This is a genomic window from Saccharopolyspora hordei (genome assembly GCF_013410345.1).
GTDB lineage: Bacteria > Actinomycetota > Actinomycetes > Mycobacteriales > Pseudonocardiaceae > Saccharopolyspora > Saccharopolyspora hordei.
Window position 1 is genome coordinate 646916 of sequence record NZ_JACCFJ010000001.1, and the last position, 20502, is coordinate 667417.

Genomic DNA, 20502 nt, shown 5'->3' on the forward strand with positions numbered 1-20502 from the left:
TCTCACAGCAGGATGTCGACACATCGATTCGTGGCCCGCGCCGCGGCGCTCACCGCCGCCTGCGGGATCACCGCGGTGCTCGCCGCCACGCCCGCGTCCGCGCACGTGACCGCGCAGCCGGAGCAGGCGCCCCAGGGCGGCCACGCCAAGATCGCCTTCCGGGTGCCCAACGAACGCCCCAACGCCTCGACCGTGCAGGTCAAGGTCACCTTCCCCGAGCAGTACCCGCTGAGCTCGGTGCGCACCAAGCCGGTGCCCGGCTGGACCGCGCAGGTCGAGAAGGTGCGGATCGCCCCGGTCCAGGTGGCCGGCACCGAGGTGACCGAAGCGGTCCGCAGCATCACGTGGACCGCGCAACCCGGCAGCCGGATCGGGCCGGACGAGTTCGCCGAGTTCGAGGCCACCCTCGGGACGCTGCCGGACAACACCGACGAACTGGTCATGCCCACCACGCAGACCTACGACAACGGCGAGGTCGTCAACTGGGACGCCCCGACCCCGCCGGACGGCGAGGAGCCGGAGCACCCGGCGCCGACGCTGGAGCTGGTCGAGAACACCGAGGGCGGGCACTCGCACGGCAGCGCCCCGGCACCGGAGCAGGAGCACGCCGAGGCGGCCGGGTCCGCGGACGACACCGCACGCTGGCTCGGCGGCTCCGGGCTGCTCGTCGGCGCGCTGGGCGTCGGGATCGGAGCGGGAGCCCTGGCGCGCAGCCGCGGGGCCCGCGGGAAGGACGCGTCGTGAAGCGGTTGATCGCGGTGGCCGCGCTGGCCGTGGCCGCGCTGCTCGGCGGCGCGGGACCCGCGCTCGCGCACAACACGCTGGTCGGCAGCGACCCGGCGGAGGGCGCGCAGCTGGCGACCGGGCCGCGCGAGGTCCGGCTGACCTTCGACCAGCCGGTGCGGGCCGGCGAGGGGTACAACACGGTCACCGTGGTGGGCCCGGACGGCACGTACTGGACCGACGGCGAGGTCCGGGTCGAGGGCAACGCGGTGGTCGCCCCGGTCCGCGAGCTGGGCCCGGCGGGCACCTACACGATCGGCTACCGGGTGCTGTCCAACGACGGCCACCCGGTGCCGGGCAAGGTCACCTTCACCCTGACCCAGCCCGGCAACGGCACCCCGGCCCCGGCTCCGCAGGAGGCGGACCAGGCGGAACAGGACTCCTCCGGCGGCATGCCGGTCTGGCCGTGGGTCGTCGGGGCGGTGGTCGTGGTGGTCCTCGGCCTCGTCCTGGCCCTCCGCCTCGGCAGGCCCAAGTCCTGATCACCGATCAGGTGAAGCGTGGAGGGCCCCTGCCGCCAACCGGGTTGGCGGGAGGGGCCCTCCACCTCGTCCTGCCCCGGGGTCAGCGGGTGCGGAGGCGGATGCGGGTGAAGAGGTCCTCGGTGGGGCGGCCGGAGCCGTCCAGGCAGTCGGGCGGGACCATGAGCCAGGGCTGCCGGACGCCCCGGCGGGTCGGGGTGCCCGGCGCGTAGAGCGGGCGGAACCCCTGGTCCACCAGGGAGATCGCGTAGTCCACCGCCACCTCCCGCTGCGTGTTGAGGGCGGCCGTGCCGTGCCACGGCATCACGCCCGAACCGCCGAGGGGGACGAAGCGGAGCCTGCCCGGTGCCGGGCGGATCGACAGGCTCATCCGCACCGCGTCCCGCCACAGCACCTCGTAGCCGAGGTCGGCGTCCACGTGCTTGTTCGCCAGGTACGTGATGGTCTCGTCCCAGGCCGCGCGGAGCAGGTCGCGGCGCGCGCGGCGGACCTCGACCGGGACCTCGCGGTCGGTCAGGTCGAAGGGGTCCGCGTAGACGCGCTGCGACCAGGCGAGCGGGTCACCGCCGGGGCACGGCACGTCCACCGCGTGCAGGACCGACCGGAACAGCTCCGCGAACCGCGGCTGCCCGGGCGCGCCCGGGTCGCGGGCGGCCGCTCCGGCCAGCGCCGCGCGCGGATCACGACCGATGTCGAGCCCGGCGAACGCCCGCTCGTACCGCACGCGGTGCGCCAGCAGCAGCTCCGGGCGTTGGCTGCGGTCCCCGCACTCCGGGTGCGCGTCGGCCGCGGCGTCGAAGTCCTCGACCACCACCACGTCCGCCACTCCGGCCGCGGCCACCTGGCGCGCGAACTCGTCGTGGTAGGTGTGGCACCGCCCCGGGTCCCGGGTCCGGAAGTGGCTGGCGTCGGTGAGCGCCCGGACCTCCACCCCCGGCGGGTGCACCTGCCGGACCGCCTCGTCCAGCTGCCGCACCCGGGCCAGCATCGCCAGCTCGGCCAGGTCGGGCAGGCCGCCGAGCGCCTTGAGCCGGGAACCGTCCTGCTTCAGCGACGGCCCCACCACGACGAACCGGAGCGGTTCCCCGGCCTCGACCGCACCGCGCAGGTCGCGCTCGGCTGCCTCCAGCGGGTACGCCGTCCGCGAGGCGCCGAAGGGTTTCGCGGTGAGCACCTGCCACACCGCGCGCACCCCGCCGGAGGCGGCAGCGACCTCGCGGCCGAGCTGCCGGCCGTGGGCCACCGCGGTCGACACCAGGCACTCGACGATCCGCTCCTGCTCCGCGGCGGTCAGCTCCGCCCCGTGGCCCCAGACCGTCGGGCGGGTGCTCAGCTCCCCGACCCGCAACCCGCTGAGCGAGGTGGTGTGCGACAGCTGCGCCCCGCGCGCGTGCCCCCGGCCGAGCGGGACCGGGTTCGGCAGCGACTCGAACGTGGCGATGCCGCCCCCGCTCATGTCCGATGTGAACTGTCGGGAGTGGACGGCGATCACCACCGCGCCGGGGAACGCCTCCCGGAGTGCCTCGCGGTTGCCGACCGAGTCGTCGAACGCGGCGACGAGCTCGTACCCGTGGAACTGCCGCAACGCCGCGACCTTCTGCTCCGCGATGCTCCCGCCGCCGGGGACCGACGTGCGCAGGTCCAGGTCCGCGAGACCGCACCCGGCCAGGAACTCCTCGGTGGCGGCGCGCACCCGCTCGCGGCGCCCGGTCAACCAGACCACCCGCGCACCCGCCTGCTCGAGCTCCCGGACGTACCGCGCGACGCCCGGGGCGAGGGTGTCGGTCAGCAACGCCTCCGCGTGCCAGGGGATGCTCCGGCGGTACTCGCCGTGCAGGGAGGGCCAGTCCAGCTCGGGGTAGTTGTCCCGCAGTCCGTTGCGGACCACGAACGGCAGCCAGCCCTCCGGGTACAGGCCGGGCAGCACGACCAGCCGCGACGGATCGAGGAACTCGGCGATGCCGTGCTCCTCGCCGACCCGCCGCAGCGCCTCGCGGACCCGCTGCACCGGGTGGACGGCGCAGAAGTCGAGGTCCACCGCGACCAGCGGGCGTGGCAGCCCGCTGTCCCGGCGGCACCGCGCGCTGCGCTCCCGGACCAGCCGGACCACCTGGCGCAGCACCTCGTGCTGCTCCGCCCCGACCACGTTTAGGAGCCCGCGCCACGGGTGGTCGCCGGCCAGGGCGGCGGCGGTCTCCGGGGACAGGTTGCGCAGCTCCTGCGCGAGGACCTCGGTGAAGGCGGCGCGGATCCGCTCCGGCTCCTCGCCGATGACCTCGGCCGCGACGGCGGCCAGCCTGTCCAGGCTCCCGTCCAGCGCGGTGATCGCCGCCGCCACGTCCTCGGCCGGCTGGAGGTCCTCGACCACGACCCGCCCGGTGGCCGAGCGTTCCGCGTCGAGCTCCAGCCCCACCTCGCCCGCCGGGGAGAACCCCGCGGCCAGCAGCCCGCGGTAGGTGATCACCAGTGGGCGGACGAGGAACTCCACCAGGCGGTCCCGCGGCCCCCAGCCGCCCGGCGGGTCGGCGACGAGCCGCTTGAGCGCCAGCACGGGGTCCGGCGCGCCCTCGCCCACCAGCTCATCCAGGGCCAGCGCGCACCGTGGCGCGGGGACGCAGTACAACCGCAGCAGTTCGTCGTCGCCCAGCACGTCCCGCACGTCGGCGCGGCTCCGCTGCACGTCTACCGGAGTGCGCAAGACCAACTCCCAATCACGGAACCGGTGACGGGATTCGCTGCCGTACGAGCGGGTCTCAGCGTCTGTGCCGACCGGTGCAACGGGAGAGGACCACCGTCATCACCGCCGGACCGCGGGTGCGGACCGTCCGACGAGCACCGTCCACGCCCCGCTGTCGACGAGCGGACGCGGCGGACCGTCCTCATCGGTGGGGGGACCGGCCACCACCGGCGGGAACGCGCAGTTCGGTCCGACCGAAACGTCCGGTGCCGGTCGTCGAACGCGCAGCAAGAGGAGGGTGGTCGTGCCCCAGAGGCAGCGGCGCGTCAACGATGACGCGCGGTTCGCCGAGCGGTCATTCGGCGTCGGTGAGTTGCACCGAACCGAGGCCGCCGGATTCCTCCAGACGGGGTAGTGCGGCGCTGCTGCGCCGCTCGAGCTCCCGGCGGGAGATCCAGCCCTTCGCGTAGTGCCGGTAGGCCTGCGCGAGCAGCACGAGCTCGGCGAGGTGGTCGGCGTGCCGCCGCCGGAGGTCGGCCGGCATGAGCGGCAGGTGCGCCACCTGGGAGTTGACCACGTCGTCGAGGACCTGCGCGGAGCGCAGCGCGCGCTTCCGTCGCCAGCGCGGGAGGAAGCTTCTGAACACGGACTCCGCCATCATCGACGACCCATCTCGGTTGCACCGTTGCGGCATTGACTCGCTCGTATGGTTTACCCCTTTGGGTCAGCGTCGTCACCAAGAATGACCAAAAGATGCGGGCGATCGGCTGAAGATCGCCCAAATGGGTGTACGTCTCTCAGCTGTACGGCGCCCACTGCGCAGCCAGATCGCCGTCGCGCATCGTGCGCAGCCGACGGTGCAGCTGCTCGCGCAGCCCCGGGTTGCTGCGCACGATCGGCAGCACCCCGGTGGTGATCTTCAGCTCGCGCAGCTCGCGCAGCACCGGGAAGCCTTCCCACGTCGTCACGTCGAACCCGTACGCGGCCGCCAGGTCGTCGTACCAGGCCGACGGTTGCCCCATCCGCAGCCGCCCGACCGCGAGCGGCGTCAGGTCCCACTCCGGCGGGCCGATGCACACCGAGTCCAGGTCGCACAGCAACGGACCGTCCGGACCGCCGATCACGTTGCCCAGGTGCGCGTCCGCGTGGATCACGCACTGCGGCAACGGGAACCGCAGCTCGGCCAACCGCTCCTCGATGTGGTCGCAGCGCTGCTCGAGGAAGTACCGGTCCGCCGGGTCGATGTCCACCGCGTCGGCCAACCGGCGCCGGATGTCGGCCATCGGCTGCCAGTCCAGGAAGGTCGGTGACAGCGGCTTCGAGTGCATCAGCCGCAGCAGTCCACCGAGGTCACCACCGCTCGGGACCGGTCCCAGCTCCGGCACGTACCGCCACAGCGTCGCCAGGTGCTCGCCCACCTGGACCGGCTGCTCGAAACCGGGCAGCAACCGCACCGCCGGCACCCCGTGCACGGCCAGCCAGCGCGCCGCCTCGACGGCGTTGAACGCGCGGTAGCCGAACGACGGGGACAGCACCACGCGGACGATGACCGGGTCGTCGCGCAGCAGGAAGACTCCGTTGTTGATGAATCGGATGAGTCGCGCACCCCGCGGGTCCAGGCCGACGGAGGCGCAGATCTCGGTCAGCGCCGAGCCCAGCTCAGGCGGGACTCGCTGACCTTGCTCCACCTGGTATGTCTGCATGTTCATGGTTTCTCGGACCGCACCTGATCCGCACGACCGTCAGGCCTGCCGGAACTTCCGGACCTCTTCGTGCAGGTCGCGGGCGTCTGAGTTGGCGCGGTGCTTGGCTGCTTCCAGTTCCAAGGGCTTGAGCCGGTCGGCGACCCGGGCGGACTTGACCCGCTCACCGTGCTGGAGGGCCCGGCGCCCGACCTTGATGCCCTCCCGGATGTCGCCGTCCCGGAAGTGGTTGGTGGCCTGCAAGCTGAGCCCGAAGACGTGCGTGCGCTGCATGTCCGCGCCGTAGGCCTCGTTGCACTTGATGGTCTCGGCCACCGCGATCGGCGCGTGCTTCTTCGGGTCGAACACGGCGAGGGCGTCGTGCGCGGACCCGATCATGCCGTGCAGGTCGTTCTCGTTGAAGAACCGCACCCAGTCCGGCGCCTCGCTGGACTGCGCCCGGGCGAACTCGTCCTTGGTGCGTCCGACCATCTTCTGCACCTGGTCGGGCTTGTTGAGCATGCCGTAGGCCCAGGCCTCGTTCGCGCACAGCACCGCGACGGTCAACGCCGAACCGGACTCCTGCGCCGCGATCTGCCCCAGCTGGAACAGCTTCAGCGCCTCGTTGGGCTCCTGGTGGTGCAGGTACACCCGGCCCATCCGGTACAGCACGCTGGCCAGCAGCCCGTGGTCCTCGGCCTGCTTGGCGAACTCCAGCGCCTTGCCGAAGTGGCCGCGCGCCGGGTCGAGCAACCCGACGTCGAACGACGTCCAGCCGGCCAGGCTGTGCATGTCCGCCAGCGCCACGAACAGCTGCCTGCGCACGACGTCGGTGGAGGTCGCGTCGAGCAGCTGCTGGGCCCAGGACAGCTGCGCCACCACGGCGTCCCGGCAGGTGCCGCCGCCGTAGCGGTAGTCGAGGTCGCGCAATGCCTTGGTGGCGGCCTGGATCTGCTGCACGTCGGTCATGCCGATCCGGGCCGGGGCGGGTGTCGCCGCGCTCGCGGGAAGCCAGCTGCTGGCTTCCCCGAACACCGCGGCACCCATGGTCACCTGGGCGGCGTGGGACAGGAATTTCCGCCGCTTCACCGATTCGTCCTCCTCAGCGTCGAGGGCGTTGGTCGCACCAGCGACCCGCATCGCGGTCGCCCCGTCGTACGCGAGGCCCATGTAGCCCCGCGGAATGCCCAGCCCGTCGGCGATCCTGGCCAGCACGTCGTAAGCCATGACCTGCCGACCCTTGAGGATCTCGGACACCTCGGATTGCGACTGGCCCGTGGAGGCCGCGATCTGGCGTTGCGAGACACCACGTCGGCGCAGCTGCTTGTAGATCTCGCTGACGTCCCGCCGGGCCAGGGCATCCCGCATCTCCCGATCGTTCCACACGTCGGGTGTAACGGGAGAGCCGCTAGAACCGATGATGTTCATTTAGACCCCCTGACGCTCTGCACGGGCGTTGGTCGCAGAGTAAGGGCACTGCGGCAACCCGGTGAAGTGCGTTTCGGTAGAGGTGATCGGTTGCGCTGAAGTCCGCCGACCGTTCGTCGTCGCCATTGGTCCGGTCACCGCCCAACGGCTAGGCGAACCCGGTCGGCACGGACCAATCTAGTCACCAGCAAGCAACCGAGCACGGACGGGATGCGACGTGGACGAGCAGGTGCGGGAACGCGGGATCGGCCGGACGGCCGAGTCGTTCCCGGCATCCGCCGCCCGTCGGCGGTGGTGGCAGGTCGACTGCCGCGACCTGGCGAACTCCCGCCGCACCCTGGCCGTGCTGGTCAACCGGGATGAGGTTGAGCTCGTCGGACCGCCCGGCCACGCCGCGGTGCTCTCCACCGTGGGCGTGCGCCAGTTGTCGACAGCGTTGCGGGATGCCGCGATGCAGGCGAGAAAGTGACGGTGACGTTTCAGTGGACGAGACACTGGGGCAGGTGCTGCGCGACGCGGTGCGCGAGCGGCTCGACATGCTGAGCGAGCTCGCGGACCGGGCGGACGCCACCTCCCTGCTCTCCGTGGCGCGTTCTGAGCTGCCCCGGCTCACCGAGGGGTGGCGCGCCCTGCTCACCGCGCACGAAGCCGACGAGAAGGGCAACTGCCCCGAGTGCTCGAGCCGCTGGCGGCCGCAGAAAGCACCGTGTTCGGTGTGGCGCTCGGCCCACGAGCACTTGGTCTCCGGCGCCCTGGCTCCCCGTCCCGCCCGGCACCTGCGCCCGGCGCACGCACTGCGCCCGGTGGCGCCGGTGCCGTAAGGCCGGCGGACTCGGTCCCGGACAGCAACACTCCCCGACCCCGGACACGACCGAGCAACCGCCAGGTGGCGGCCGATGGGCAGCTGGTCGCGTTTCCCCGACCGCGGCCAGCGCGCACCGGCCGCCACCAGAAAACTCCACAGTGGACAAGACTTCCGCGGGCTGGTGCTGACGCACTCCCCTCCCCCGACCGGTGCCGGTCCGCGGACTCCAACTGCTCCGTCAGCCCGTGACCCCGGACGGGCCCGGAGCGAAGGTGGAGGGGCCCTGGGCGCTCGTATCCCCGACCGAGCAGCCAGGGCCCTTTCCGGTACCTGGGGAACGGCTCACTTCCGCCGGAGCCGGGCCCGCGCGGCGAACTCCGGGTCCAGACGCAGTCCCGGCTGCGCGGTCGTGCCGCGGGGCGCGGGCACGGCCGGGCCCTCCGCCGGGTGCGCGCGGTCCGCCGGCACCATCGCCCACGGCTGCCGCGGGCCGAGCAGCGGTGAGTAGACCGGGACGAAACCCTGGTCCAGCAACGAGATGGCGAAGTCCACCGCCACGTGCCCGCGCGGGTCCAGCACGCCGGTGCCCTGCCACGGCAGCAGTCCCGAACCGCCGAGGTAGGTGAAGCCCAGCGCGCCCTTGCGCACCGCGCTCAGCGTCAGCCGGACCCGGTTCGGGAACATCTGCTCGTAGCCGAACTCCTCGTCCACCTGCATGGTCGCCATGTAGCGGAGGACGGTGTGCCACGCCCGGCGCAGCACCGCGCGCCGCGCCTGGCGCACCTCGGCGGACACCGTCGGGCCGCTGAGGTTGTAGACGTCGGCGTAGATCGCGGTGGACCACTCCAGCCGGTCCACGCCCGTCGGCACCGCGACCGGCACGGAGTACACCATCGACATCAGGATCTCGCGGAACAGCCCGATGACGTGCGGCGCGAACTCCTCGGCGCTGGCGGTCCACCGGTGCACCCGCTCCAGGGTGCGCAGCGGGTTGTCGGTGATGTCGAAGTCCCGCAACGCTTCCCCGAGCAACCGCCGGTACTTGGCGATCCGGGCCTCCCGCTGCGCGGCCAGTCCCGGGCCGAGCCGCTGCTCGGCCACCACGTCGACGTCCTCGACCAGCGTGCGGTCGCCGATGCCCGCCAGGTCCGCGTACTCGCGCAGCTTCCGCTGGTAGGCGTCGGTGATCGCGGCCGGGCGGCTCCGGAAGTGCCGCCCGTCGGTGAGGATGTTGAAGTGCAGTCCCGGCGGGTGCACCTCGCGGATGGCCCGCTGCATCTCGCGCAGGCGCGCCATCGCGCCGAACTCGGCGAGGTCGGGCAGCGGACCGCTGGCCTTGAGCCGGTTCAGGCACTGCTTGACCGGGAAGCCGAGCAGCACCACCTCGATCGGTTCGCCGCGCCGCACCAGCGGTTCGACGTCCGCCTTGAGGTCGGCGACCTGGTAGTGGGACCGGGCCCCCTTGAAGAACTGCTTGCGGGTCAGCACGTGGTGCACCGCGGCCAGGACCCGGTCGCAGTCCGCCGTCCCGTCGACGCCGAACTTGGCCGCGGCGCTGCGCCCGGTGCGCTCGGCCGCGCGGTCGGCGTCGGCGAGCACCGCGTCGATGATGTCGCGGGTCTCCTCGGCGGTGAGGTGCACGGCCCAGCGCTGCGCCAGGCGGTTCTTGCGCAGCGCGCCGATCTGCAGCTCCTCCAGGGAGTGCGTGTTGGACAGCCGCGGGCCGATGCGCTCGTCGGAACGCGGGCGGGTCTCGAAGGTGGCGATCACGTCGTCCTCGCCGCGCTCGGCGGCGAACCCGGGGATGCGCACCGCGACCGGCCGCGCGCCGGGGAACTCCGCGCGGACCGCGTCCCGGTTGGCGCCCTCGTCGTCGAAGACCGCGACCACGTCGAGCCGACCGAGCTCGCGCAGCTCCGCGGCCGCCACCGCGGTGCCCGCCGGACCACCGCCGGACAGGCAGCACAGCGTCACCTCGGCGATCCCGGCCGCGGCCAGGACCTCCTCGGTCTGCTCGCGGAACCGCTCCCTGCGCCGGGTGTAGAACACCACGCGGCCGCCGGCGTCCTGCACGTCCCAGACGAACCGGGCCAGCCCGGCGTTGACGGTGTCGGTGCGCAGCCGCTCGCGCGGGCGCGCGAGGAACGCGCGGACGAAGTCGGCGCGCACCGCGGCCCAGTCCACCGCCGGGTAGCGCTCGCCCAGCCCGCTCTGCGCGACGAAGTCGTCCCAGGTCGACGGGGCCGGGGTGGGCAGCACCGGGAGCGTCCCGGCGCTGGCGAGCTCGAGGACGCCCTCCGGCGCGCCCGGCCGCGGTCCGGAGATCGCGCGGGCGGCGTCGAGGACCCGCTGGAGCGGGACGAGCCCGCACAGGTCCACGTCGATGGCGACCGCGGGCTCCGGGAGGTCCGGCTCCCAGCGGCGCCGGCGGGTGCGCTGCTGGACCTCGTCGAGCACCGACCGCAGCACCGCGTCCTGCTCCTCCGGCACGGTGTGCGCGTAGCACCGCAGCGGCTGCTCGCCGGAGAGCAGCTCCGCGGTCCCCGGGTCGAGGTAGCGCAGCTCCTCGGCGATCACCCGGTCCACTGCGTGCCGCACCTGGCCGGCCCGGCGACCGCCGCTGAGCTCGGAGAACCCGGTGCTGAGCCGGTCCAGCGTGCCGACCAGCGCGCGGACCCCGGAGGCCACCTCGGCGCGGCTGGGGTCCCAGACCACCCGCTCCTGGTCGGTGATCACGATCCGCCCGGTGGCCTGCAGCTCCGGGGACAGCTCGACGGCCACCCCGGTCTCGTCCAGCGCGAACAGGCCGATCCGGTGCACGTCCAACGCCACCCGGAAGGTCCGCAGCAGCGGGCGGACGAAGTGCTCCAGGAAGTGGTCGAGCTCGTCCTGCCGCCACGCGAAGCGGTTGTCCAGCACCACGCGGAGCAGCTCCGGCGCCCCGCCGGGGCCCGGCCGCAGCAGGGCGGACAGCGGGACGGCGATGGTGCCGCCGGGGTGCGAGGGGTGCGCGGGCGCCGGTTCGGCGAGGCGGAACAGCGCCGCCGCGCCGGTGCCGGTGTCCACCACGGCGCCCGGGACCGGCTGCGTCGCACAGTGCATCCGCAGGTGGGGGTCGTCCGCCACGACCGCGGCGAACCGTTCCCAGGAGCGGAGCTGCCGCTGCGCCCGCTCGCGCGAGCCCACCGCCCGCAGCTGCACGGTGCGCTCCCGCTCGGGGACGCTGAGCTGCTCGACCGGCAGCGGCACGGCGAGGTCGGGGTCGGACACCGCGGTCAGCAGGTCGTCGGTGAGCTCGGGGTCGGCGCCGCGCAGCAGCTCGACCCGGTCCACCGGGACCCGGGTGCAGCGCTCCGGGCCCGGCGCGCCCGACAGGGACCGGGTCAACCGGTGCAGCCAGTGCGCGTCGAAGACCTGCCGGGTGCGGCGCAGCCGGACCAGCGCGCGGTACAGGTCGGCCCACTCCGGTCCGGCCCCGAGCGGGACCCCGCTGCCGACGCCGGCGAGCCGGAGCTCACCGGTCGCGGTCTCCTCGACGCGCAAGCCGTAGCCGCCGTCGGCCAGCACGGCGTTCGCCGCGGCGGTGGTGAGCGGTCGCCGGAGCGCCGGGGCCTCCTCGGCTCCGGTCGCGCTCCGCGGGGCGGGGCGGGCGGCCAGTTCCGCCGTCGACCACGCGCTCACGATGTCGCGGTGCTTGTCGCGCGCAGGACAGCGGAGCAGGCACGGGTACCCGCGGCAGGGGCGGTGCAGGTCCTCGCGCTCCCCCAGGTCGCAGTCCACCCGACAAGCACAGCACGTCCGACGACGGGAATGTGAGAGGCAGCCGCGCAGTAACCCACGATGACCTTTCTGTCACGGAGAATGACGACCCGATCACCCTAGATAGCGACAGCGCGCGCTGACAACATGACTCAATGCATACCCATTTCGTGTAACGCGGACAGATCAGCAGGTCAGGGCGGGGCTGTCACCCGGCTGAGGACCACACAGGCCGTGCGGTCAAGTAGTTGACCCAGAAATCACTCGTTCGTTGACCGGTTCGTCGGCATGTCCGAGGCGCGCGACCAGCCGGGGGCCGGGAAACTCGAAGGGTCAACGACATCCGGGGCCGCCCCGGCACCCACCGGGCGCACCAGGCCGCCGGGTCGACACATCGTCAGCACTCCCCCCGGAGAAAGGATCACAGTCGTGGTCGGCACGATGGTCAGTGGACAAGATCGAGGAGTTGCCTTGCCAGCCGAAGTCGCCCCACTGCGCCGCAAGCCGGTCCAGCAGCGCAGTGCGCAACGCGTGGAGAAGATGCTCGCCGCCTGCGCCGAGCTCATCGACGAGGTGGGGTACGACGGGCTGACGACCACGCTCATCGCCGAGCGGGCCGGCGTGGCGGTCGGTTCGCTCTACCAGTTCTTCCCCGACAAGCGGGCGGTCGTGCAGGAACTGACCCTGCGCAACCTGGACCGCTTCGTGCGCACCGTGTCGGCCCGCTTCGACCAGCTGGAGCTGGAGCACTGGTGGGACGCGGTGGACGCGGTCTTCGACGTCTACCTGACCATGCACCGCGAGGTCCCGGCGTTCAGCCGCCTGCACTTCGGCGACGTGGTCGACCTGCGCCTGCTGGACCCGGGCAAGGACAACAACGCGGTCATCGCGGAGAAGCTGGTCGGCCTGATCTCCGAGGAGTTCGGCATCGACCCGCAGCGCCTGGCGCTCCCGCTGGCGGTCGCGGTGGAAGCGGCCGACGCGGTGCTGCACATGGCCTTCCGCCGCGACCCGGCCGGCGACCCGGCGCTGGTCGCCGAGGCGAAGGAGATGGTCCGCGGCTACCTGTCCAGTCGCATCCCCGAGAACTAGCGACCGCGATCGCCGCGGTGCTGCTCAGCCGAAGGACTGCCCCTCGCCGCGGTAGGTCGGCACCGCGGTCAGCCGGTCGCCGTCGATGAGGTGGTAGTGCGTGAACCGCTCGGCGAGCTCGCCCGCCTTGGCGTGCCGGAACCACACCCGGTCGCCGAGCCGCATCCGGTCGGCCGCCGCTCCCACCACGGGGGTCTGCACCTCGCCGGCGCCCTCCGTCGCGGTCAGCCGCAGCCCGCGCGGCCGGAACGGCACCGGCACCCGGTCCGCGCCCGGCGGACCGGAGGCGATGTAGCCGCCGCTGAACAGGGTCGCGACGCGCCGCGCGGGCCGGTGCACCACCGGCAGCGCGAACTGCACCGCCGGGCGCGGCTGGAAGGACCGGTAGGAGTCGAACAGCGACGGACCGATCAGCCCGGACCCCGCGGCCAGTTCGGTCACCGCGGGCTCGGCCGCGGTGCGCTCCAGACTGCCGGTCCCGCCCCCGTTGACGAACTCCAGCGGGGCCACCGCGCGCACCTCCCGCACCACGGCGGCCCGCCGCTCGACGAGCTCGGCGGCCGACCGGCGCTGGAGCCAGCGCACCGCGGCGGCGCGCAGCGGGCGCCCGGCCGGTGCGTCGCCGATCCCCGCGATCTGCCCCTCGTAGGCCATCAGGCCGACCAGCCGGAACCCCCTGCGGCGCGCGATGGTCTCCGCCGCGCGGCGGGCCTGCGCGGGGGTGTGCACCGGGGAGCGGCGGGTGCCGACGTGCAGGCCGGGCAGCGGCCGCCAGGAGGCGTCGACCTCCAGGCAGAGCCGGACGTCCGGGCGGTCGGTGCCGACCGCGGCGTCGATGACGTCCAGGTGCTCGGGCGAGTCCACCACGAGCGCGATCGCCGCGGCCGCGGCCGGGTCGGCGGCGAGCTGCCGCAGCGCGCCCCGGTCCACCGTCGGGTAGGCGACGAGGATGTCGTCGCTGAGCCCCTCGCGGTGCAGCCACAGCGCTTCGGCCAGGCTGTAGCACATCAGCCCGGAGAACCCCGGCGTGCGCAGTGCGCGGCTCAGCAGCTCGCGGCAGCGCACCGACTTGGTGGCCACCCGGATCGGCCGACCGGCGGCGCGCCGCGCCAGGTCCGCGGCGTTGTGGTCGAACGCCTCGAGGTCGACGACCGCGAACGGCGGGTCGAGCTCGGCGGTGATCTCGTTGAACCGGCGCACGCGACCACGGTAAGCGGAAGGGTCTTGTTATGTGAATCTCTTTCACATAATTTCTCGGCACAGGCACCCGAAGGAGGTGGGCATGCCGCGCTGGACGAACTGGGCCCGCACCGCCACCGGCACCCCGAGCCGCGTCGTCGCCCCGCGCGACACCGCCGAGGCCGCCGACGCGATCCGGCGCGCCGCGGAGGAGGGCACGACCGTCCGCCCGCTGGGCACCGGGCACTCGTTCTCCAGCATCGGCTCGCCGGGCACCGGTTGCGCGCTCGACCTCTCGCACTGGACCGGGATCGTGCGCGCCGAGCCGGACACCGGGCTGGTCACGGTCCGCGCCGGCACCCCGCTGCACCAGCTCAACGCCGAGCTGGACGCGCTCGGCCTGGCCATGGCCAACCTCGGCGACATCGACCAGCAGACGATCTCCGGCGCGATCTCCACCGGCACCCACGGCACCGGCGCCCGGCTCGGCGGGCTGGCCACCCAGGTCGAAGCGCTGGACCTGCTGCTCGCCGACGGCAGCGAACGGCACTGCTCGGCCACCGAGGACCCCGAGCTGTTCGCCGCCGCCCGCGTCGGGCTCGGCGCCCTCGGCGTGATCACCTCCGTGACGCTGCGCTGCGTCCCCGCGTTCACCCTCGCCGCGCGCGAGCACCCGGCGCCGTTCGACGACGTCCTGGAGCGCTTCGACCAGCTCGCCGCGGACAACGACCACGTCGAGTTCTACTGGTTCCCGCACAGCGCGCAGACGCTCGTCAAGCGCAACAACCGGCAGGACGGGCCGCCGCGGCCGCTGCACCCGGTGCGGCACTTCCTGGAGTACGAGGTGCTGGAGAACCGGCTGTTCGGCGCGGTCTGCCGGCTCGGCCGCGCGGTGCGCCCGCTGGTGCGGCCGCTCAACCGGGTCTGCGCCGCCGCCTGGTCCGCGCGCTCCTACAGCGACCGCTCGTACCGGGTCTTCACCACGCCGCGCGCCGTCCGGTTCGTGGAGTCGGAGTACGCGGTGCCGCAGGAGGCGCTGCCGGACGTGCTGCGCGAACTGCGCGCCGTCGCCCGCGCCCTGGACGACCCGGTGATGTTCCCGGTCGAGGTGCGGGTCGCGGCGCCCGACGACATCTGGCTGTCCACCGCCCACCAGCGCCCGACCGCCTACGTCGCGGTCCACCAGTTCCAGGGCATGCCGCACCGCCCGTGGTTCGACGCCTTCGAGGACATCGCGGGCGCGGTGGGCGGCCGGCCGCACTGGGGCAAGGTGCACCGGCTCGACGCCGCGGCGCTGCGCGAGCGCTACCCGCGCTTCGACGACTTCCGCCGCCTGCGGGCCGAGCTGGACCCGGCGGGCGTCTTCCGCAACGCCTACCTGGACCGGGTCCTCGATCCCTGTGGACAACTCGGGTAGTTGTCCACAGGTTGATCGCGAGTTCGGGGGAGATCGGCGTCCGTTCCGGGCGTCAGGACACGGCCTGGCGGACGGCGTCCTGGATGGGGGTCGTGCCGTTCACCAGCTCCAGCTCCCGGCCGATGGAGGCGGGCTCGTCCAGCAGCGCGATGAGCACCGCGGCGACGTCGGCGCGGGTCACCTCGGCGCGGTCGACCTCCGGTCCCAACGTCACCTTCCCGGTCGGGGGATCGTCGGTCAGCCGACCGGGACGCAGGATCGTCCAGTCCAGCGGGCGGGCCCGCAGGTCGGCCTCGGCGGCGCGCTTGGCGTCCAGGTAGGCACCGAAGACCGGGTCCACGTCGGACGGGTTCGGCTTCCGCGTCCCCATCGAGCTGACCTGCAGGAACCGCCGCACACCAGCTCGCTGGCAGGCGTCCGCCAGCAGCACCGAGGCCGCTCTGTCCACAGTGTCCTTGCGGGCCGCACCGCTGCCCGGGCCGGCGCCCGCGGAGAACACCGCGGCGTCCACACCGGACAGTGAGCCGGCCAGGTCCTCGGCGTCGATGCGCTCCAGGTCGGCCACCACCGGGCGCACCCCGTCGGCCTCCAGGTCCGCGACGTGGTCCGGGTTGCGGACCAACCCGACCACCTCGTCACCGCGCTCGACCAGACCCCGGCCCAGGTGCCGGGCGATCTTCCCGTGGGCTCCGGCAATCACGATTCGCATGCCGTCCAACGTAGGGCACCCGCACCGGTCGGCACGACTTGTGGACAACTCGGCACGGGCTGTGGACAACCGGTGTGGGGCGGGCGGACCGCCAGGGCTTCCGGCCCGCCCGCCCCACACCACCGCGGTCGGGGACCGCGGGCGGGGTGAAGCAAGCGCAGTTCCAGCCGGAGTGGATCGGCGCGGGCGGCTGGAACTGCGTCCCCAGGGGTTAGCTCCGGGTGGGTGCCGGGGCCTCGGCCTCGAGGAGCTGTTCGTAGACCACCTCGTTCACCCAGCGGGAGACCGCCGTGTGCTCCACCGGTGGGGCGTCGGCGAAGCAGCGGCCCTCGAGCTCGACCTGGACGTCGTCACCGTCTGCGCTGAGCACCGCGATGCCGAACTGGCGGGCCCGGATCAGGCAGGTCTCGGCGAAGTCCGAGGCGACGGCGACGGTGCGCGGCACGACGATGGCCGCGCTGGTGAACCGGGAGAACGGCACCGCCGCGGTGAGCGCGCTGCGCCAGTGCCGCGCCGGGGCGAGCACGCCGGAGATCTGCGCGGCGGGCGGGGGCACCCGGCCGTCCATCTCCGGCCACACCCAGGTGGCGATCTCCGCGCGGTCGAGCACCGGGCCGCTGCCGAAGCAGAGCCGTTCCGCGTGCGCGTCGGGCAGCAGCTCGGCCGTGGCGATGACCCGCCGCCCGTACAGCTTCACCGGCGGCAGCACGCTGCCCGCCCAACCGAGGACGTCCACCGCTCGCTGCGCGAGGCGGCCCATGGAGGCGAGCGGTCCCAGCGGGGACCGCAGCTGCGTCGTCGAGCAGGCTGGGACCTCGTCCTCGGTCCAGGCACGTCCCGGCGTTCCGGTCACGGCGTTCCGCCTCCCTCATGACTGCGCTTGCACTCCAGGGCCACCCGCGGCGGGGTCACCTGCACGACTAAAACAGCTCCCGGCGTGTCCCGCGCTGCTCAGCGGGGGTCGCTGCGACCGGCGGCGGGCATCGGTCGGTGACTGGTCGATGAGTGACAACTGGACTTCAGCCCAGCCATGCGGCCATTCAGGTGATGGCGGTGCGCCGCCTGTCCGCACCGGGCGGTGCGACACCGCGGCTCGGGCCCGTCGTGGCGGCCCGTTCTCCGAGGTCCGGCGCGGGTGCCGCGCGCACGACCTCCACCGCGCCGCCCGCCGACGAGCGGCTCACCGGGACAGCAGGTCGAGCTCGCCGCGCTCCCGCTCCACCAGCCGCTGCCGGATCGCCTCGCTCGCGGGCAGCAGCGCCTTGACGAGCCGACCGACGTCGGCCCGCGCGCTGTGCGCCACCACGCCCAGCGCGGCGATGACCGCGCCGTCGGTGCCGTGCACCGGCACCGCGACCGAGCAGGACCCGAGCATCATCTCCTCGTTGGCCTGGGCGAAGCCGCGGTTGCGCACGGTCTGCAGCTCGCGGCCCAGCCGACCGGGCTCGGTGATGGTGTAGGCGGTGTAGCGGGTCAGCCCGCGCTCGCAGCACTCGTGCAGCACGCCGGCCGGCGCGTGCGCCAGCAGCACCTTGCCCACGCCGGTGGAGTGCAGCGGCAGCCGCCCGCCGCTGCGCGAGAAGATCGGGATCGCGCGGGGCGTGGTGAGCTTCTCGACGTAGACGACGTCGAGCCCGACGCGCACCGCGAGGTGCACGTTGTCGTGGGTGTGCTGGCACAGGTCCTGCATGTGCGGCAGGGCGGCTTCGCGCAGCCGGCTGTTCACCGGGGACAGCAGGCCGATCTCCCACAGCCGCAGGCCGATCGAGTACCGCCCGTCCTCGTCGCGCTCCAGGGCGCCCCAGAGCTCCAGCTCCCGGACCAGGCGGTGCGCGGTGGCCAGCGGGATGCCCGCCCGGCGCGCGATGGCGGTGAGGGTGAGCCGGACGTGGTCGATGTCGAAGGCGGTGAGCACGCTGAGCGCGCGTGCCGTGACCGATCGCCCAGGATCCCGACTGTTGCCCGCCATGTCGCCTCCCGTGGAGCGGTCACCGGGCACCGGGCCGCTCGGGTGTCACCCGCTGGGACCAAGCCCAGCACAGTCGATCGCTTTCGCCAAGCCCGTCCGGTCACCCGAGCCCGAGCAGCGCCCGCATCCGCGCGTACTTGCGCGCGAGCCGTTCGCGGGTCTCCGCGTCGAGGGCGGCCAACCGCCGCGGGTCGGCGTTGTGCGCGAGGTCGGCTTCCTTGACCAGCAGCGCGCCGGGTGTGGCCAGGACCCGCGCGGCGTAGTGCTCCGGTGCTTCGCCGGGCCGCTTGGTGACGGCGAGCACGATGGCCTTGGTGTCGTCGTGCAGCGGGGCCGCGCGCAGCCACGCCTCGGTCACCGCCCCGTCCTCGACGGCGTCGTGCAGCCAGGCCGCCGCGACCTGGGCGTCGCTGCCACCCCGGTCCCGCACGCCGGCGGCGACCGCGGCGAGGTGCTCGCCGTAGGGCCGCCCCGCCTTGTCCACCTGCCCGCCGTGCGCCCGCACCGCGAGCTCGGCGACCTCGTCCAACCCCATGACGCGCGCTGCCACGCCGAGAACGTACAAGATCAACTCGCGGCGGTCTGCGGCCGTGAGTCCGTCCGCCGCTGTTCGCTGTGCGCTGAACCTCGCCGGGAGGGCATGACGAACCCCACCCCCGCCACGACGGGGAGACGGCTCACACCGCAGGACCCGGCAGCAGTGAGAAGGCACACGGTCCACGAGAAGTCCGCGGAACACGGGGGAATTCGGGCGGGCGAGCGGGGAGCGGCCCGCGCGGGCCGAGCTCGACTCCCGCGCCGGCACGAAAAAGGGCCCCCGGATCACCGGGGGCCCTTTCCGAGTGGGCGAGGAGGGAGTTGAACCCTCACGTCCTTTCGGACACACGGACCTGAACCGTGCGCGTCTGCCATTCCGCCACTCGCCCGTGGCTTGCTGGAAGCTTACACCGCTCGCTTCCGGCCGTTGGCACCGGGTCGCTTTCGCTTCCCTCTGCCCTGTTGGCGAAAGCAGATTAGCACGGCCGGACGAGCCCCTTCGGCGGGGGGTAGGACTTGTTGGGAACTGGGCGGTGTCGCAGCCCGTTGACCCAGATACGATGGCACCAGGAGTCGTACGCGTGGGAGGAATGTGCCGTGGGCCTCGTGCAGCGCTTTGAGCGCCGACTCGAAGGCATCGTCGGCAATGGCTTCGCGCGCGTTTTCGGCGGGAAGGTCGTGCCCCAGGAAGTCGCCCAGGCGCTGCAGCGGGATGCCGAACTGCAGGTCCGGGAACTCGTTGGCGGCCGGCTGCTGGCGTGCAACAACTACGTTGTGCACCTGAGCCCGTCGGACCACGATCGGCTCACCGACGACGAGGACCGGGTGACCGACCTCCTCGCCGACTGCGTTCAGGAGCATCTGAGCGAGCAGGGGTGGGACACATATGGTGACGTCGTAGTCTCCCTGGAGCGCTCTGAGACGCTGCACACGGGACAGTTTCGAATCAGTTCGACCGTCGACCCCGACGTGACTCGACGGCCGGCGCAACCGCGTACCGCAGGAGACCGACCCATGAGCCAGCCACAGCCACCAGGCCACTACCCCCAGGGAGATCCGTACAACCAGCAGGGTCAGTACGGCTACGACCAGGGCTACGGCCAAGGCCAGGACCCGAACTACGGCTACGGCCAGCAACCCCCCGCTGCCGGGTACGACCAGGGCTACGGGCAGCAGCCCGGCTATGACCAGGGCTACGGCCAGCCCGCCGGCTACGACCAGGGCGGCTACGGCCAGCAGCCGGGCTACGACCAGGGCGGCTACGGCCAGCCCGCCGGCTACGACCAGGGCTACGGCCAGGGTTACGGCCAGCAGCCTGGGTACGACCCGGGCTACGGCCAGCAGCCGGGTGGCGCCTACCCGCAGTCGGGCGGCTTCCCGGACCAGGGCGGCTACGGCCAGCCCGGCGGCTACGACCAGGGCTACGGCCAGCCCGGCGGTTACGACCAGGGCTACGGGCAGCAGCCCCCGGCCGCCGGGTACGACCAGGGCTACGGCCAGCCCGGTGGGTACGACCAGGGCTACGGCCAGCCGGGTGGCGCCTACCCGCAGTCGGGCGGCTTCCCGGACCAGGGCGGCTACGGCCAGCCCGGCGGCGCGTACCCGCAGAGCGCGCCCGGCGGCTACCCGCAGGCGGGCGGCGCTCCGCGCGGCATGATGACCGCGACCCTGCACCTCGACGACGGGTCCAACCGCTCGTACACGCTGCAGCAGGGCTCGAACATCATCGGCCGCGGCCAGGAGGGGCAGTTCCGGCTGCCCGACACCGGGGTGTCCCGCAAGCACATCGAGATCACCTGGGACGGCCAGAGCGCGATGTTGGCCGACCTCGGTTCCACGAACGGCACCACGGTGAACGGCACTCCGGTGCAGACTTGGCAGTTGGCGGACGGAGACGTGATCAGGGTCGGCCACTCCTCCCTGATCTTCCGCGCTCAGCAGGCCTGAGCGCGGACCGCGCCCGGCGACACGAGTAGGAGCGTT

Annotated in this window: 17 protein-coding genes and 1 tRNA gene; 7 read left to right on the top strand and 11 right to left on the bottom strand. The window is 73.2% G+C overall.

Annotated elements, in window-relative coordinates:
- Positions 1 to 12 precede the first annotated feature (12 nt).
- Positions 13 to 744 carry a YcnI family copper-binding membrane protein gene (locus HNR68_RS03070; protein WP_179717420.1) on the top strand — a complete coding sequence of 244 codons (732 nt, stop codon included), beginning with the start codon at positions 13 to 15 and terminating at the stop codon, positions 742 to 744.
- A complete protein-coding gene (locus HNR68_RS03075) occupies positions 741 to 1265 on the top strand; it encodes a copper resistance protein CopC (RefSeq protein ID WP_179717422.1) in 525 nt (174 codons plus the stop codon). Before HNR68_RS03070 ends, HNR68_RS03075 begins: the two co-directional genes overlap by 4 nt.
- A gap of 82 nt (positions 1266 to 1347) precedes the next feature.
- Here HNR68_RS03075 and HNR68_RS03080 read toward each other — a convergent pair whose 3' ends face one another.
- The 4 genes from HNR68_RS03080 to HNR68_RS03095 form a co-directional block, all read right to left on the bottom strand.
- Positions 1348 to 3963: an HAD family hydrolase gene (locus HNR68_RS03080; RefSeq protein WP_179717424.1), complete on the bottom strand. Its 2616-nt coding sequence runs from the start codon at positions 3961 to 3963 to the stop codon at positions 1348 to 1350.
- A gap of 334 nt (positions 3964 to 4297) precedes the next feature.
- A complete protein-coding gene (locus tag HNR68_RS03085; protein ID WP_343049900.1) occupies positions 4298 to 4588 on the bottom strand; it encodes a hypothetical protein in 291 nt (96 codons plus the stop codon).
- A gap of 151 nt (positions 4589 to 4739) precedes the next feature.
- A complete protein-coding gene (locus HNR68_RS03090; RefSeq protein WP_380574592.1) occupies positions 4740 to 5651 on the bottom strand; it encodes a phosphotransferase enzyme family protein in 912 nt (303 codons plus the stop codon).
- 33 nt (positions 5652 to 5684) lie between these two features.
- Positions 5685 to 7052 (bottom strand): helix-turn-helix domain-containing protein, encoded by a 1368-nt coding sequence (locus HNR68_RS03095; RefSeq protein ID WP_179717428.1) that lies wholly within the window; start codon positions 7050 to 7052, stop codon positions 5685 to 5687.
- A 217-nt stretch (positions 7053 to 7269) separates the two neighbouring features.
- Here HNR68_RS03095 and HNR68_RS03100 point away from each other — a divergent pair, with 217 nt between their 5' ends.
- Positions 7270 to 7521, top strand: coding sequence for a hypothetical protein (locus tag HNR68_RS03100; protein ID WP_218889816.1), 252 nt, complete (start codon positions 7270 to 7272; stop codon positions 7519 to 7521).
- Between the two features lie 13 nt (positions 7522 to 7534).
- Positions 7535 to 7873: a hypothetical protein gene (locus HNR68_RS03105; protein WP_179717430.1), complete on the top strand. Its 339-nt coding sequence runs from the start codon at positions 7535 to 7537 to the stop codon at positions 7871 to 7873.
- A gap of 326 nt (positions 7874 to 8199) precedes the next feature.
- Here the strand turns inward: HNR68_RS03105 and HNR68_RS03110 are convergent, their stop codons facing one another.
- Complete coding sequence (locus tag HNR68_RS03110; protein WP_343049901.1) at positions 8200 to 11637, bottom strand: L-tyrosine/L-tryptophan isonitrile synthase family protein; 3438 nt, start codon at positions 11635 to 11637, stop codon at positions 8200 to 8202.
- A gap of 450 nt (positions 11638 to 12087) precedes the next feature.
- On the opposite strand from HNR68_RS03110, the gene HNR68_RS03115 reads away from it, so the two are divergent.
- Positions 12088 to 12708, top strand: coding sequence for a TetR/AcrR family transcriptional regulator (locus HNR68_RS03115; RefSeq protein WP_246330376.1), 621 nt, complete (start codon positions 12088 to 12090; stop codon positions 12706 to 12708).
- Between the two features lie 24 nt (positions 12709 to 12732).
- On the opposite strand, the gene HNR68_RS03120 is transcribed toward HNR68_RS03115, so the two are convergent.
- Entirely contained in the window at positions 12733 to 13908 is a 1176-nt protein-coding gene (locus HNR68_RS03120; protein WP_179717432.1) for an alanine racemase, read from the bottom strand.
- Between the two features lie 82 nt (positions 13909 to 13990).
- Here HNR68_RS03120 and HNR68_RS03125 point away from each other — a divergent pair, with 82 nt between their 5' ends.
- A complete protein-coding gene (locus tag HNR68_RS03125) occupies positions 13991 to 15304 on the top strand; it encodes a D-arabinono-1,4-lactone oxidase (protein WP_179717434.1) in 1314 nt (437 codons plus the stop codon).
- Positions 15305 to 15356: 52 nt separating this feature from the next.
- Here the strand turns inward: HNR68_RS03125 and HNR68_RS03130 are convergent, their stop codons facing one another.
- From HNR68_RS03130 to HNR68_RS03150, 5 genes are all read right to left on the bottom strand, one after another.
- On the bottom strand, positions 15357 to 16013 hold the full coding sequence (locus HNR68_RS03130) for an SDR family oxidoreductase (RefSeq protein WP_179717436.1): 657 nt from the start codon (positions 16011 to 16013) through the stop codon (positions 15357 to 15359).
- A 211-nt stretch (positions 16014 to 16224) separates the two neighbouring features.
- The gene (locus tag HNR68_RS03135) at positions 16225 to 16866 is read right to left on the bottom strand and encodes a hypothetical protein (protein WP_179717438.1); all 642 of its coding nucleotides are present in this window, start codon (positions 16864 to 16866) and stop codon (positions 16225 to 16227) included.
- 327 nt (positions 16867 to 17193) lie between these two features.
- The gene (locus HNR68_RS03140; RefSeq protein ID WP_179717440.1) at positions 17194 to 17982 is read right to left on the bottom strand and encodes an IclR family transcriptional regulator; all 789 of its coding nucleotides are present in this window, start codon (positions 17980 to 17982) and stop codon (positions 17194 to 17196) included.
- Positions 17983 to 18082: 100 nt separating this feature from the next.
- The gene (locus HNR68_RS03145; protein WP_343049902.1) at positions 18083 to 18532 is read right to left on the bottom strand and encodes an HD domain-containing protein; all 450 of its coding nucleotides are present in this window, start codon (positions 18530 to 18532) and stop codon (positions 18083 to 18085) included.
- A 293-nt stretch (positions 18533 to 18825) separates the two neighbouring features.
- Positions 18826 to 18908, bottom strand: a tRNA-Leu gene (locus tag HNR68_RS03150).
- 208 nt (positions 18909 to 19116) lie between these two features.
- Between HNR68_RS03150 and HNR68_RS03155 the strand changes: the two genes are divergently transcribed.
- On the top strand, positions 19117 to 20466 hold the full coding sequence (locus HNR68_RS03155) for an FhaA domain-containing protein (RefSeq protein WP_179717442.1): 1350 nt from the start codon (positions 19117 to 19119) through the stop codon (positions 20464 to 20466).
- The last annotated feature ends 36 nt before the right edge of the window (positions 20467 to 20502 follow it).

What these genes read in the sequence shown, in the direction of transcription:
- HNR68_RS03070 (WP_179717420.1), top strand. Translation starts at nt 13, where the DNA reads ATGTCGACACATCGATTCGTGGCCCGCGCCGCGGCGCTCACCGCCGCC.
- HNR68_RS03090 (WP_380574592.1), bottom strand. Translation starts at nt 5,651, where the DNA reads ATGAACATGCAGACATACCAGGTGGAGCAAGGTCAGCGAGTCCCGCCT.
- HNR68_RS03095 (WP_179717428.1), bottom strand. Translation starts at nt 7,052, where the DNA reads ATGAACATCATCGGTTCTAGCGGCTCTCCCGTTACACCCGACGTGTGG.
- HNR68_RS03125 (WP_179717434.1), top strand. Translation starts at nt 13,991, where the DNA reads ATGCCGCGCTGGACGAACTGGGCCCGCACCGCCACCGGCACCCCGAGC.
- HNR68_RS03130 (WP_179717436.1), bottom strand. Translation starts at nt 16,013, where the DNA reads ATGCGAATCGTGATTGCCGGAGCCCACGGGAAGATCGCCCGGCACCTG.
- HNR68_RS03140 (WP_179717440.1), bottom strand. Translation starts at nt 17,982, where the DNA reads ATGGCGGGCAACAGTCGGGATCCTGGGCGATCGGTCACGGCACGCGCG.